This window comes from Paenibacillus chondroitinus NBRC 15376, assembly GCF_004000765.1.
GTDB lineage: Bacteria > Bacillota > Bacilli > Paenibacillales > NBRC-103111 > Paenibacillus_E > Paenibacillus_E chondroitinus.
The window spans coordinates 539,848-553,602 of the sequence record NZ_BILW01000001.1 but is presented as its reverse complement, the minus strand read 5'-3'; the positions used below and the strand labels follow the sequence as shown (position 1 = coordinate 553,602).

Genomic DNA, 13,755 nt, shown 5'->3' with positions numbered 1-13,755 from the left:
TATTCTTTGCCAATCCGCACTATGGAGATTGTACACTTACATATGGAGAAATGTAGTTTTGCTATAGTATTCCCTATTTTCAGCAAAAAGGAGCAGCGGCTCGAAAGCCCTGCTCCCTTCTATAAATCCTTCCATTTAGCCGAATTTATACGTCATGCCGTACCCACCTTTGGGGTAAACCCAATCAATGTTGTGCGACGGACAGGCAATTCGGCAGGTTCCGCACTCAATGCAATTCTCAAAGGCGACTGTCGTAATTTTGAGCTTCTTTTCCCATTCATACACGTCAGACGGACAAAAGTAGTTGCAATCCTTGGTCACACAATTCATACATGTTTGTTTGTCTTTAATGACAAGGTGTGACTTGTCGTCGCATTTGTAACGGATCGTAAACAGCTTATCAGAAATGTCGCTTTGACTCATCCGTTCATCGCCCTCCATCCCTTGTAGCCCAGCTTCATCAAGTTCACCGTGCCGCCTGCGGCGTTTTTAATCAGCTTCATCGCCATTTTCTGCTTATCCGCTTTGGCAATGCCATCTACCAGGAACATGTTGTAAGCCGCTTCATTCAGCGCTCTTGGCAGCTTATCAAACAGGAGTTCAGGGTCCTGCTCCTTCAGGAACTGATGCATGCCCTTATACTTTTGCAAATCTTTGTGCACAAAGGATTCGCGAATTTTTTGATCATACGCCTGCAGCGAAGCGGCGGTGTAATCCCCGCGTCCCTTGGCCTCCACAATGGCTTCGCCAGCCAACCGGCCGGAAGTCATCGCCAAGTTCGTACCTTCCCGATGAACGAAGTTGATGAGCTGCGCAGCATCTCCGCAGACGCACCAGCCGTTGCCCGAGAGCGGAGGAATGGAGTGAAAACCGCCTTCAGGGATCAAATGCCCGGAGTACTCTTTCGTTTCTCCGCCTTGTATCAGCTTACGAATCATCGGATGCTGTTTCACCGCGTCCAGAACGGCATAAGGCTTCACTTTTTTATCGCGCAAATGGTTGACCATCACGCCCACACCTAAGGAAATCGTATCTTTATTTGTATAAAGGAAACCCATCCCCGCCATGCCAAGTGAAGTTTCGCCCATAAATTCAATCGTCACGCCTTCGTCGCCTTCCAGCCCGAAGCGGTCTTCGATTTTCTCTTTGGGCAGCGCAATCACTTCTTTCACCGCAAGCGACACTTGGTCCGGCGTCCATTCCTTATGAATGCCCATGGCTTTCCCGAGTAAAGAATTGACACCATCGGCAATGACCACAACGTCGGCATACAAATCGCCGTCATCCCGATCCGTTTTGACACCAACAACCTTATCGCCTTCACGAATGACATCCAGCGCAACAGTTTCATAAACAGGGATGGCTCCGGCGGCAACCGCCTTTTCGGCAAACCATTGATCAAATTTGACACGTAAACCGGTAAAACAATTGTAAGGTTCTTTGTACGCCTCATTACGGTGACCGAATGTTACCATCGATTCTTTGCCCATCATCCAAATGCGCTGCTCCACAATGTACCGTTCCATCGGAAAGTTTTTCTCTTTCCAAAACTCGGGAACGAGCTCTTCAATTTGCTTCCGGTAAAGGACGCCGCCGAAAATGTTTTTGGCACCGGGGAACTCCCCCCGTTCCAGAAGTACAACAGATAACCCGGCTCGCGCCATGGTTAACGCTGCTGCAGCACCGGCAGGGCCTCCGCCAACGACGATCGCATCAAACTTTTCATTCACTTGGCCTCACTCCTTTCCAGCGTTGGTACGGAAGCGGTTGTATCGGCAGCGGGTTTGGCAAACAGGGTGCGGCGCTTTTTCACCTCTTGCGTGATCGCCGGAACCAGCTTAAACAGATCGCCTACCATCCCGTAGTGAGCAAATTGGAAAATAGGCGCTTTCTCGTCTTTGTTAATAGCGACGACAACGTCCGCGTTGCTCATGCCGACGGTGTGCTGTACAGCGCCAGAGATGCCGATGGCGAAGTACAGCTTCGGCCGCACGGTCGCACCGGTCTGCCCGACCTGGTGCTCGTGCCCGATCCAGCCCGCATCCACCGCCGCGCGGGATGCGCCAACGACACCTCCGAGCGCCTCCGCCAGCTCGGCGAGCAGCCCGAAGGGCTCAGGGCCGCCTAATCCGCGGCCCCCGGCCACAATAATCTCGGCTTCCTCGAGATTCAGCTTGCCCGTCTCGTGCAGGAAGTCCAGCACCTGCGCGGCAATCTCTTCCTCCCGCATCGCCGCCTCGATGGCGACGATTTCGCCTTGGCGCGCCGTGTCCTTCGGCAGCGCCTGGAACACCCCGGCCCGCGCCGTCGCCATCTGCGGCCGGTACTGCTTGCAGAGGATGGTGGCCATCATCTTCTCGGAAAAAGCCGGCCGGCTCGCCAGCAGCAGTCGCGACGGCGGCGGCTCCACGTCGAGCTGCGTCGTGTCGGCCGTCAGCCCCGTCGGCAGGTGCGTCGCGATGGCGCCTGCCAGATCCCGGCCCGTAGCTGTCGCGCCGAACAGCACGATCTCGGGCTTTGCTTCCTCGATCAGCTTCAAACAGACCCGGCTGTAAGGCCGGGTTCGATACGTGCGAAGCTCCGGCGCTTCGCAGAGGTACACCCGGTCCGCGCCGTAGTGCACGGCTTCCTCGGCGAGGTGGGCTACACCTTCGCCGAGGACGAGCGCCATGAGCGGTGCGTCCAGCTTCGCTGCCAGCTTCTTGCCTTCGCCCAGCAGCTGCCAGGACACCTTTTTCGCTACCCCGTCCCGCTGCTCCACAACGATTAATACTCCCCGATAAGCGGACCAATCGGGCATTGCCGCTTCGGCCTGCTCCGTCGTTTGTTCATTGGCCATAGTGACTTCCTCCATTCGTTACATGTTCCTTACAGTTCTCTCTGCTCTTGCATCCTTCCGGCTTTGTGGCTTTGCGGCTTTGCCTATGCCCAGTCAAGCAGCGTCTGCATTTCCTTGCTCATGAGCTGATCAGCGAGTTGAGCCGCGCCCGCTTCCGGCGAATCATAAGCGATCATATTGGTTTTAACAGCCTTCACTTCAGGCACCCATGTCTTTGCAACGATCGTCGGGGAGCCTTTGAGACCGATTTTCGCCCGCTCCAAGTCTGGAAAATCCGCCGTCGTCCACACAGTCGGCTTATATCGCGCTGCTCGAATCATGCCTGGCAGCGATGCCCTTCGAACCTTGTTCAACTCCTTCAGCGCTGTGATCAACACAGGCATGCTTGTCTCAACCACTTCAATACCGTCTTCCAAAAGGCGGTGCACACGAACTTTGCGATTCTGTTCATCAACGTCCACCACTTTGTTCACGTACGTGAGCTGCTCCAAATCCAATCGGCATGCGACCCCTGGCCCGACCTGACCCGTGTCGCCATCGAGTGTTTGTTTCCCGCAAAAAACAATGTCCACCGGCCCCCACGTCTCGGCAATTTTACGTATCGTCCGTGCCACGACATAGGAAGTAGCCAGCGTGTCCGCTCCAGCAAACCCGCGGTCCGTTACGAGGACGGCATCATCCGCGCCAAGCGAAATGCACTCCTTCAGGCCTTTCTCAGCGGGAGGCGGACCCATGGTCACGACGGTCACTCTTGCCCCGGTTTCATCCTTGATGCGAAGCGCCTCTTCCAGCCCATGCATATCGTAAAAATTCACAATGCTGGGAACGCCTTGACGAATTAACGTGTTATTTTTCGGGTCAATGCGAATTTCTCTAGAGTCAGGCACCTGCTTGATACACACTACGATATGCAGCATTTCTGCACCCTCCTGTTTCTTCCGGAATCTTGTATGACACCGTTTGACAAAACACCCGCAATGCTTGTCATCATTGTGAAAAATGGCACTTAAATGACGTGTGGAAATCGCTTTCATCACTATCTAAATAACGCAACAGCCTACAACAATATATGCAAATTGCTATCTAACATGACATTTACTTTTGGCTTGGGCTATTAGTTCTGCGTTATTTTGAACATTCCGCATAAATAAAAGGCCGGCCAGGATTCATCCTGACCGACCTAATTGCCAACTGCTATTCATCTTCCGGCTCAATCTCATAGGTGCATACAAACCTCTCAACACCATGGTATTTCTCGCCAAGACTGCGAATCACGAAGCCGATGCTCCGGTAAAATTGTACGGCATCCTCATCCGTCTCCGCCACAATTCTAACTGGGTGCATCTCTTCAATGATTTCGAGAATGATGCCCCGCCCGAATCCGGCTCCTCTGCTGTGAGGTTCAACCGCCAGATGATGAATCGTCATTTCCTGCTCATCATTGATTCGAAACCCGATAATGCCGACAAGTACTCCTTCTGATTCATACCCGTATAGCCACATATTCGAATCTGTTTCATATTTTCCAATTGTCTCCTCCAAGACATCTGGATCAGGAAAAACGCTGTAGCTGAGCAGTTCCTGAATAAGGTTCTCTTGAAGGCGAGACTTCACATCCATTAACACTTACGATCACTTCTTTCTCTTCTTCATATGTAATCTATACATAATCTAACAGACTTAACAGCTTGTCAATCTGAGCTGCTGGGTTAACGCCTTTTTCCACCATCAACGGCACGCCACTCCCATAACTTATAAAAGGAATCCCTGCTTCCTTAGCGGCTTGGCCGTCAATCCAGGAATCGCCAACAGACATCCAATTCTCCGCTGCAAATCCCGAAAAATGCCTCATCACAAATAAATTCCCTGAAGGAGAGGGCTTCATCGCGTCCATCTGCTCCCTTCCGACAATTAAATCAAATCGTTCTTTGATTCCTGTGATCTCCAACGCTTTAATAGCTGCAGCGTAAGAATTATTGGTCACAAGCGCAAGTGTATAAGTTCCCTGAAGCTTCTCCAAAAGCTCCTGCGCACCCGGCTCAAGACCCGCCCCCTCCATGCCTTGAAGCTCAAATCCCTCAGCAATCTGCAAGGCTGCTGCCAATACTTCATCCGATGCACCGGCTTCTTTGACATGGGCAAGAATAGTTGAAGTTGTCTGCGAGTCAATCGCAAACTCTTGCGATAACATCCCCTCTTGAATTAAAAAACGGGCAACCGCCTGTTTCATTGCGGGAAAATCAATATGAGATTGAAGAAGGGTATTATCCATATCAAAAATAATGCCGCGAATTGCGTTAGCTTTTTTCAACAGCGCTTCCTCCTCCCTATATCAAGATTTAGTGTATTTCGACATAATTCGATTTTAATTAACATTAACCGCTATATACACGCCATTGACTGACAACTATAATAAAACCACCACAGACTGGCACACCATCAATCTATGAGAGGAATCGGATATGCATCTAGCAGAAGCTCATCCCTATAATTTATACCTCATACTTCTAGCTTTCGTCGTTGTTCTGTCAGCTTCTTGTACTAGTCTGAAATTGACCAAAAGAATTACTGATTCCAGCCCCTGGCAACAAAAATTATGGATCTTAAGTTGTACTTCTACCTTAGCGGCAGGCATCTGGTCCATGCATTTCATCGCGATACTGGCCTGTCCATATCCGTCTGTTAAAAGCTTCGATATGACAACCCTATTTACATCTCTGGCGATCGCAATCATTGGCTCCACCATCGGCTTTACTGTCATGCATTTCGCCGCATTTGAATTTCCGAAATTTCTGCTCGGCGGCACATTTATGGGCTTGTCGATTGCCGGGATGCATTTCATGAATATGAGTGCCCTCAATCAAGTGGAAATTCGCTATGCGCCTATTCCATTTATCCTTACTATTCTAATAGCTATCATAGCATCCATAACCGCTTTATATCTATCCGCCTACCCCAAGCAAAAAGTAGTCATTAGTAGCTTTATCATCAGTTTAACCCTGACTGGCATGCATTACCTCGGGATGTCTGCGGGGAAAATGACATATCCAAATAGCAGCATGCTAGCAGAACATTATCGTACGAGCATGGACAGTTATATTCTCGCCTTGTTAATTGCTTTTGGAACGATCATTTTTCTCTCCATCAACTTGTTTTATTCCATGAAAATCGATCAGAAGGTTGCCGAACAATTTGCCCTGAAAGCTTCTTTATTGGATACAAGCATCGACAGCATCATGGTATTTAACAGCCGGGGTTGGATCATTGATTGTAATCCGGCAGCATTCGCAACATTCGGTTATACGCGCAAACAAGCTTTGTCATTAACCGTCTTTGATTTTCTATTTCCTTTTGATCGAAATGGCGAAGCGGCCGCTTCTTTGTTTCAGCAGTTATCACGGCAAGATGCCGCTTTGCTCGGCAAGCGAATGGAAATGGCGGCCTACCGTGCAGACCGATCCGAATTTCCGGCTGAGATCACCATCACCGGCTTCCAATTCAAAGGCAAAATGATGTTTGCAGCAACAATCAGAGACATAACGAATCAGAAGCGTTCAGCTTCAGCTTCCGCCTCCTGAATCGTCCTTATCGACACGAAGAACCTGAGGAACTCCCTCAGGTTCTTTGGTCATTTTCGTTATTCCCGGCTTAAGCCGTCTGTTTGGATGTGGATTGAATCATAAATGGAATGAACATGGAAATTAAGCAGACAATGAAGCCAAAGACGAACATCCCATGGAAGCCGATGTAAAAAGCAGTCGCTTTGGTCAAAATCGCCCCCATGATGGTCACGCTCACAGCCGTCCCAATATTACGGGCGAATAGCTGCAGTGAAGTAGAGATCCCTTTCTGGTGCGCCTCAACCAGCTGCTGTGAACCAATCGTTGAAACCGTAAAGATGAGCCCATAAGCAAGCCCAAGCATCGTCATCGTCGCAAATGAGTACCAGTACGCTGTTTTTTCACCCATAAAATAAAGCATAATTGCCGTAACCAAGAGCAAACCGTTCCCAATGATCAGCAGCGGTTTATAACCATATTTGAGCACCCATTTCCCGCTTGGAACAGCAACCACCATCCAACCAATCGACGTACCAAGCAGAGCAAGCCCACTCACAAATAGCGAATACCCTTGATTTTGCAAATATAGCGGTATAAAACTTGAAGTCCCGAATAGCGCTGCACAGGAGATAAACGAGACCGCTATCATAATGGCCACAGGCCGATTTCGAAGCAGGTTCAAAGGAACAATCGGTGCGCTATGCCTTTTCTCATAAAAGAAAAAAGCAACCATACATACTACGCCCAATGCCCCGTAAATAAAGTTGTATTGTTCAATCGTTGTCGTAAGGAGCAGCAGCGAGATCCCCAAGGCGAACAGCACGGCCCCTCCGTAATCCACCACGGATTTCTTCGCTTGATAAACTTCCTTATACGGCTTCAAAGCTAAAAGCGAGACCAAGCAAATCGGAATATTAACGAAAAATATCCATCGCCAGCTCAAATAAGTTACAAAAAATGTCCCTAATAACGGCGCTAATACAGCCGCCAGCCCCCACATCGCTGTGAAAAAGGCCTGTACTTTCCCCCGCTGCTCCACGGGATAAATATCTCCTGCAATGATCGCCGGAAACGGCATCATCACGCCTGCGCCAATCCCTTGGATGGCTCTAAAGAGGATCAGCTGCAGCATACTCTGGGATAAACCACATAGCACAGACCCTCCAAGAAACAAAAGAATCCCTGCGGCATAGATCTTTTTCCGACCAAATAAATCGGATAACCGGCCTGCTAGTGGAGCAAGTACGGTAGAGAGCACCATATACGAGGTAAATGCCCAGGCGAACAGGTCACTACCGCCAATTTCCTTCACAATGATCGGCATCGTCGTATTGGCTATGGTCGCATCCATAGACGCCACTAGCATCGCCAGTACGATGCTGACCATAACCGTTGTACGATTGCTTCGGTTACTACTCATCATTTTTCTTATGTACCTCCTTATGCTGTCTACCTAGTCACATCCATATATTGTAACTGATTCGCTATCCAATGAATAGCGTAATTAAAGATTGGGTCGCCATGACTCGAAACGGCTTGCAAAAAAATTCTTTACATATAGCTAATGCATATAATAAAATTAATCCAATTGAATTAGTGGGTAATTGACAGGGGACATGACTACATGACTTTGAGTATTTTATTTATGGGCGTAATTGTTGGTTTTTTGGTTGGATTAACTGGTGTTGGCGGAGCATCGCTGCTCACCCCCATCTTGATCCTGATCGGTATTCATCCTTCTATTGCCGTCGGAACAGACCTGCTTTATAATTCCATCACGAAGCTTTTCGGCACCATTCAGCATTGGCGGCAGAGAACGATTGATTTTAAGCTCGTCAAAATGTTAGCTATGGGCAGCATTCCCGGCGTCATCGTCGCGGTAATCTTCCTGAAATTCTTCAACTCGTTTTATAATAATCAAGAAGTCATTATCAAACACGCGCTCGGCTACGTCTTGATTCTGGTAGCCTTTGCCACCTTGTTCAAAGTTTTCTTCGGCCATAAGATCAAAGAAAACCGTTGGCAGCTCAAAAGCTTGGAAGAGAAACGCGGTCTGATAATCACCATTGGCGCGGTTCTTGGATTCATTGTAGGCATGACCTCCATCGGTTCCGGCTCCTTATATGCCATTGCCATGCTGTACTTCTTCCGCATGGCTCCAGCACAACTCGTCGGCACAGATATCGCACATGCATTTTTCCTGGCAACGACAGCAGGTATCTTGCACGCCAGCATGGGGAATGTCAATTACACACTCGTTATCAATCTTCTACTTGGCTCAATCCCTGGCGTGCTAATCGGCAGCATGCTAGCTACCAAGGCACCGACCAACGTCCTGCGGACCATTATTGCCAGCTTGGTATTAATTAGTGGCCTTAAATTAATATGAGAATGACATAAGCGCCCGAATGTATTCGGACGCTTTTTTTCATTTGGATTCCCCGGGATATAACTGTTCTTTACTTCAACGTCATTTCTTTCGTAAACCATAATTTATAGCTCAGAATGCTTAAAATAATTCCTGTCATTGCTGCCGAAGCCGTGAACGCAAACAAAATCAAAATTTGATACCTCACCGCTTCAATCGGACTTGAGCCTGCAATAATCATGCCTGTCATCATCCCAGGCAATTGAACTAAACCAACCGTCTTCATCCCGTCTATGGTTGGAATCATACTTGCCTTAACCGAGCGCTGAAGTGCTTGTTGGATGGCCTGTTTCGGTGTTGCTCCCAATCCAAGAAGGGCGTCGATCATGTCGCGGGAGGACCCAACTTCACGATTCATTTGGTTCAAAAACAAACCGCAAACAATCATGGAACTTCCAATTGTCATCCCGCTGATAGGAATGATGAATTGCGTCGTTGGTTTGATAATTTGGAGGCCGAGCATCAGTCCCATCGTTAGAATTTCCGTTATGGCAATTGCTGCTGCTATTCGCCAATGGATTCCCTTTAACCCCTTTGCTCGTTTCCCCGCATTTTGGGTAGCGATCATAATCATTATTGCAATAATTCCTATAATAAGTCCCAAATGTTCCGTTTGAAAAACAAAATGAAGCACATAACCTATGAATAATAGCTGCAAAGCGCCACGAATCGTTCCCCATGCAATGTCTTTCTCAAGTCCCAGTTTTTGCCATCTGGATAAAACCATCGTAATCATAATAAAAGTTAGCGTAAAACCCAAAGCAACGGCTGACATAATTACTCCACTCCCCCCTGATCAAGGGAAAAAGAAGTGAAGTCGTCTTTTTTCACTCTTTCTGATAACACCCCGTTCTCCAGATACCAAAACCGGTTGGCCACTCGCTCGGCCTGCTCCTGTTCATGGGTCACCCAAACAAGTGCCGTTCCCCTTTCTTCTTTCCATCTCATCAGCATCGACTCCACCGCTTGCTTGCTCTGGGCATCCAGCGCTGAGGTCGCTTCATCAAGTAAAAGGATGTCAGAGCCCATCAACATCGAACGCACAAGCTGTACGCGTTGTTTTTGTCCGCCTGACAACTCCGCCGGATTTTGAGACCAGCTAAGATCCCCCAGCCCAACCTCATCCATGAGTCTCTTTGCTAGAGGCTGATCAAACTTGCGCTGATGAAGCTTGCTCACCAAAGCTAAATTGTCCTCCACGGTTTTCGGCAGCATGGCTGGTTGTTGAGGCACATAACATACCTGTTTCCGCCATTCGCAGGGTCCCCAACTCTCAACAGAACGTCCATGTAAGGATAAACGACCACTCTGAATGTTGTCTAATGCGGCTAAAACTCGTAATAGCGTACTTTTCCCCTGCCCGGATGGCCCTTGAATCGCTATAACATCTTTTGGCTTTACTTCCACGCTGATTTGTTTAAAAAGAGGAGTTCCCCCTCCGTTTGGATGGTTCTTATGTACATTTTCAATAACGAAAAAAGGCTGCAGAATGTCTCACTCCCTGGATGATTTAACATTTATGATAACTTAACTAAATTATATCATAGCTAACATTTCACGGTGGTATGAACCCATTTTTTTCGCAAACAGGCACTGGCCTACACCAGATGACTTGCCCTATTCATACGTTGTGATGAACACCCAATGTGATGATAAAGGAGCTACTGCATATGCAGCGACTAATGTGTAAAGGTAAAATCCACCGCGCTACGGTAACGGAAGCCGATCTGAATTACGTCGGAAGTATTACCATAGATGCTTTGTTAATGCGCAAAGCGAACATTTTACCCTATGAGATGGTTCAGGTTACCAACCTGCGCAACGCCACAAGATGGAAAACATATGCCATCCCTGCGACAGAAGGCTGCGGAAAAATCGGACTGAACGGCCCGCCCGCCCATCTTTTCCACCCCGGGGATCTTGTCATCATTTTGAGTATGGGTCTGATGAATGAAGCTGAAATTGCCTCCTTGAAGCCACAAGTCGTATTTGTCGATGAAGAGAATCAGGTGCTCAGGGTCGAGGAGCATGATGTCATCATTCAAGAGCAAGAAGTGAAGCCCTATGAGTAATCTCAGCACCAGCAAGTGGACGAAATACAAGCTGCTCCGCAAATCGGAGAAGCTCCGCGCGTACCTCCCGGAAACTGAATGGCTGAAGCAATCCGCGTTCTGGCGACTGCTGAACAAATACCAACAAGTTATTATTAAGCCAACTGGCAGCTATGGCGGAAATGGCGTCATTCGAATTAAAAAATTGGAAGATTCCGGATACGAACTTCAGGACGGGGCGAAAAAGAAACGATTTACCGATCAAGAGCAAGTAAACGCCTTTCTCAAAAAGAAAACCCGCAAAAATTTCATTGTCCAGCAGCGCATTCCACTCGCTACCGTTAATGGGCGGCCTTTTGATATGCGTGTGATGGTGCAGCGACACCCCATGTCGAAGTGGCAAGTAACCGGTAAACTGGCCAAAGTCGCTGGTAGCGGTTTTATTGTGACGAATATCCGTATGAGCAGCGGCAAAGTTGTCTCCGTGGAGCATGCTATCAAACATTCTCAGCTAAAATCCATGCGATCCGCCGATCTGTTGGCACAGCTCGATAAAGTCGCTCTTAAGAGCGCTGCCACGCTTGGGCCCTCCTACCGGTGGGTAAAAACGATGGGCATCGACATGGCTTTTGACAAAGCGGGGCATGTTTGGATCATTGAGGTCAACTATGCGCCGATGCTGGAACTGTTTTTGAAACTAAAAGATAAGTCAATGTTCCGCCGAATCAAGTCCTTTCACAAAAAATAAACAGATGCAAGAGACACAAGCCGTCTCCATCTTCTCCCGGCTGTAATAATCTACATTAGAGTTGGCAGACGCAAACTCATGCTAACTAACCATTCGTTTTCCCGCTGAAAACGGCGAGGAGGCCCAGAGAATGAAACAATTGGGGCTTTATTGCTCACGATGTTCGGCTAAGCTCCCTTTCCGCTATCAAGACATGAAATGTACTTGCGGCGGTACGTTATTGGTCGATTACGACTTGGAGCGCTTGAGCAAATCATTGAAGAAGGAAGCATTACAGACTCGCTACCCATCCATGTGGAGATACAACGAACTGCTTCCGGTGAGCAACCCGGATTGTATCATCACGCTTGGCGAAGGCTGGACCCCGCTAATACGCTTGCAGAATTGGGAACAAAAGCTGTCCCTTAGGCAGCTATGGATTAAACGCGAAGAACAGAACCCGACAGGAAGCTTCAAATCACGGGGATTTTCCGTCGCCGTTTCTCTCCTGAAAGAATCGGGAGCAACCCGAGCGGCGGTTCCTTCCAACGGCAATGCCGCTGGCGCGCTCGCTGCTTATGCCAGCCATGCCGGGATTAAAACTTCGGTATTCATCCCTTTGGATTGCCCTCCGCTTATCGTAGAGGAATGTCCACTCTATGGGGCGGAAACCTTTCTTGTGGATGGCTTAATCCATGACGCCGCAGCAATTATTGAAACCGGTAAGGGAGAGCAGGGTTGGGTAAATGTCGGCACCTTGAAGGAACCTGGGCGCGTAGAGGGAAAGAAAACAATGGGACTTGAGCTCGCCGAGCAGCTCGGATGGACGTTTCCCGATGTTATCATCTATCCGACCGGCGGAGGCTCCGGCATTATTGGCATGTGGAAAGCTTACCATGAGCTCAAAACGCTTGGTTGGGTTGATGGCCCCATGCCACGGTTCGTTTGCGTGCAGGAAGAGGGCTGCCAGCCCATCGTCGACGGGCTGCTGCCGCAAACGGCAAGAAATCAAGCCGGAACTGGCAAAGAGCCTAGTCCGACAGGCATGCGAGTGCCTCTGCCACCTGATTTGCCTCTGATCTTGTCGATCGTTAAGGAAAGCGGCGGTACAGCGCTCGCCTTATCCAAGAGCCAGATCGCCGATGCCACACACTCTTTAGGCGCCCAAGGCATTTCTTCCTCGCCGGAAGGTTCTGCCACCTGGGCAGGCCTGATCGAGCTCTGTGACAGTGGCTGGCTGCGTCCCACCGACTCGGTCGTGCTGTTTAACACTTCGCATGCCATGAAATATGCGCAGTTGGAACGTATGTCCTCCGTTCCAAGGATAAGGAGCTATGCGGATTATAAGTCGCTTGGGCGCTGAACAAGAAAAACCGTCAGGAAAGAATTGCTCCTGACGGTCCTTTTATGTTTAGCGAATCTAAGCTTGACCTAGATTATTTTCCTCATACAAACGGTACATCGCTTGAATCAGAGGCTCTGCCGGATCACGGTTCAATAAGAATAAAGTCATTAAATATTGCAGCGGAAGCGCGCAAGTGTTGTTCCCGTCTTGCACAGCAACGAATCCGGCTTCCAGAACCGGGCCATGCTCCTCATGAAGCTCTAAATCAACATAAATCTTTTGATCAGGGAACTCTTCACGAACAGCTGATGCACAGTAAGGAACAATATGTTTATCCAGAAGTTCTTTTGCTTGGTCTTCCGTTTGCGGCGGATTAGGCAGCGGATGATTCTCCGGGCTTCTCAGCAAGTCCACAAAGAAGGAAGAAAGCCAGAGTCCAGCGTTTGGATTGGTTTGGAAATTTCTCATAATTTCATTGAGGAAAAATCCACATGACGTGAACTTCTCATCTTTTTTAAGTGTAAAAGCAAACATCGGGCCATACGTTGGGTTATTTCCGATTTGTCCCTCGACTTCATATTCGGGAAACTGCGCCTTCATAACTTCGTTTATGTGCTGAAACCAAGTCATAATGATCTGGGCCTGTTCTTGTTCCAAATCTTGTGCGTTATTTTCTTCGGTTTGTGTTTCGATCTCTTTTTCTGTCATTGTGGTAAAAGCCTCCTGAATCATTCATATTGGCACGAATATCCCTATTGTACCGCATTTAATCCAGATCAGAAAGCTATTGTTACATTTTTAAGGA

Annotated in this window: 15 protein-coding genes; 5 read left to right on the top strand and 10 right to left on the bottom strand. The window is 48.5% G+C overall.

The features are described from left to right. Positions 1 to 135 precede the first annotated feature (135 nt). The 6 genes from PCH02S_RS02130 to PCH02S_RS02105 form a co-directional block, all read right to left on the bottom strand. The gene (locus PCH02S_RS02130) at positions 136 to 423 is read right to left on the bottom strand and encodes a ferredoxin family protein (protein ID WP_127449559.1); all 288 of its coding nucleotides are present in this window, start codon (positions 421 to 423) and stop codon (positions 136 to 138) included. Next, on the bottom strand, positions 420 to 1,730 hold the full coding sequence (locus PCH02S_RS02125) for an FAD-dependent oxidoreductase (protein WP_127449557.1): 1,311 nt from the start codon (positions 1,728 to 1,730) through the stop codon (positions 420 to 422). Before PCH02S_RS02125 ends, PCH02S_RS02130 begins: the two co-directional genes overlap by 4 nt. Beyond that, a complete protein-coding gene (locus tag PCH02S_RS02120) occupies positions 1,727 to 2,839 on the bottom strand; it encodes an electron transfer flavoprotein subunit alpha/FixB family protein (protein WP_127449555.1) in 1,113 nt (370 codons plus the stop codon). Before PCH02S_RS02120 ends, PCH02S_RS02125 begins: the two co-directional genes overlap by 4 nt. A gap of 83 nt (positions 2,840 to 2,922) precedes the next feature. Next, a complete protein-coding gene (locus tag PCH02S_RS02115) occupies positions 2,923 to 3,756 on the bottom strand; it encodes an electron transfer flavoprotein subunit beta/FixA family protein (RefSeq protein WP_127449553.1) in 834 nt (277 codons plus the stop codon). Between the two features lie 277 nt (positions 3,757 to 4,033). Beyond that, positions 4,034 to 4,459 carry a GNAT family N-acetyltransferase gene (locus PCH02S_RS02110; RefSeq protein ID WP_127449775.1) on the bottom strand — a complete coding sequence of 142 codons (426 nt, stop codon included), beginning with the start codon at positions 4,457 to 4,459 and terminating at the stop codon, positions 4,034 to 4,036. 40 nt (positions 4,460 to 4,499) lie between these two features. Further along, entirely contained in the window at positions 4,500 to 5,150 is a 651-nt protein-coding gene (locus PCH02S_RS02105; protein WP_246068914.1) for an HAD family hydrolase, read from the bottom strand. A 331-nt stretch (positions 5,151 to 5,481) separates the two neighbouring features. Between PCH02S_RS02105 and PCH02S_RS02100 the strand changes: the two genes are divergently transcribed. After that, on the top strand, positions 5,482 to 6,417 hold the full coding sequence (locus tag PCH02S_RS02100) for an MHYT domain-containing protein (protein ID WP_164819403.1): 936 nt from the start codon (positions 5,482 to 5,484) through the stop codon (positions 6,415 to 6,417). A gap of 70 nt (positions 6,418 to 6,487) precedes the next feature. On the opposite strand, the gene PCH02S_RS02095 is transcribed toward PCH02S_RS02100, so the two are convergent. Next, complete coding sequence (locus PCH02S_RS02095; protein ID WP_246068913.1) at positions 6,488 to 7,822, bottom strand: MFS transporter; 1,335 nt, start codon at positions 7,820 to 7,822, stop codon at positions 6,488 to 6,490. 201 nt (positions 7,823 to 8,023) lie between these two features. Between PCH02S_RS02095 and PCH02S_RS02090 the strand changes: the two genes are divergently transcribed. After that, the gene (locus tag PCH02S_RS02090) at positions 8,024 to 8,788 is read left to right on the top strand and encodes a sulfite exporter TauE/SafE family protein (RefSeq protein ID WP_127449549.1); all 765 of its coding nucleotides are present in this window, start codon (positions 8,024 to 8,026) and stop codon (positions 8,786 to 8,788) included. A 70-nt stretch (positions 8,789 to 8,858) separates the two neighbouring features. Here PCH02S_RS02090 and PCH02S_RS02085 read toward each other — a convergent pair whose 3' ends face one another. Beyond that, positions 8,859 to 9,602, bottom strand: a complete 744-nt coding sequence (locus PCH02S_RS02085) for an ABC transporter permease (protein ID WP_127449547.1) — start codon at positions 9,600 to 9,602, stop codon at positions 8,859 to 8,861. 2 nt (positions 9,603 to 9,604) lie between these two features. Next, the gene (locus PCH02S_RS02080; protein ID WP_164819402.1) at positions 9,605 to 10,234 is read right to left on the bottom strand and encodes an ABC transporter ATP-binding protein; all 630 of its coding nucleotides are present in this window, start codon (positions 10,232 to 10,234) and stop codon (positions 9,605 to 9,607) included. 263 nt (positions 10,235 to 10,497) lie between these two features. Here PCH02S_RS02080 and panD point away from each other — a divergent pair, with 263 nt between their 5' ends. From panD to PCH02S_RS02065, 3 genes are all read left to right on the top strand, one after another. Then, positions 10,498 to 10,899 carry an aspartate 1-decarboxylase gene (panD, locus tag PCH02S_RS02075; protein ID WP_127449543.1) on the top strand — a complete coding sequence of 134 codons (402 nt, stop codon included), beginning with the start codon at positions 10,498 to 10,500 and terminating at the stop codon, positions 10,897 to 10,899. Continuing rightward, positions 10,892 to 11,626 carry a YheC/YheD family protein gene (locus PCH02S_RS02070; protein WP_127449541.1) on the top strand — a complete coding sequence of 245 codons (735 nt, stop codon included), beginning with the start codon at positions 10,892 to 10,894 and terminating at the stop codon, positions 11,624 to 11,626. The genes panD and PCH02S_RS02070 overlap by 8 nt, the downstream gene beginning before the upstream one ends. A gap of 130 nt (positions 11,627 to 11,756) precedes the next feature. Then, entirely contained in the window at positions 11,757 to 12,968 is a 1,212-nt protein-coding gene (locus PCH02S_RS02065; RefSeq protein WP_127449539.1) for a threonine synthase, read from the top strand. A 57-nt stretch (positions 12,969 to 13,025) separates the two neighbouring features. Here the strand turns inward: PCH02S_RS02065 and PCH02S_RS02060 are convergent, their stop codons facing one another. Continuing rightward, positions 13,026 to 13,658 (bottom strand): hypothetical protein, encoded by a 633-nt coding sequence (locus PCH02S_RS02060; protein WP_127449537.1) that lies wholly within the window; start codon positions 13,656 to 13,658, stop codon positions 13,026 to 13,028. Positions 13,659 to 13,755 lie beyond the last annotated feature (97 nt).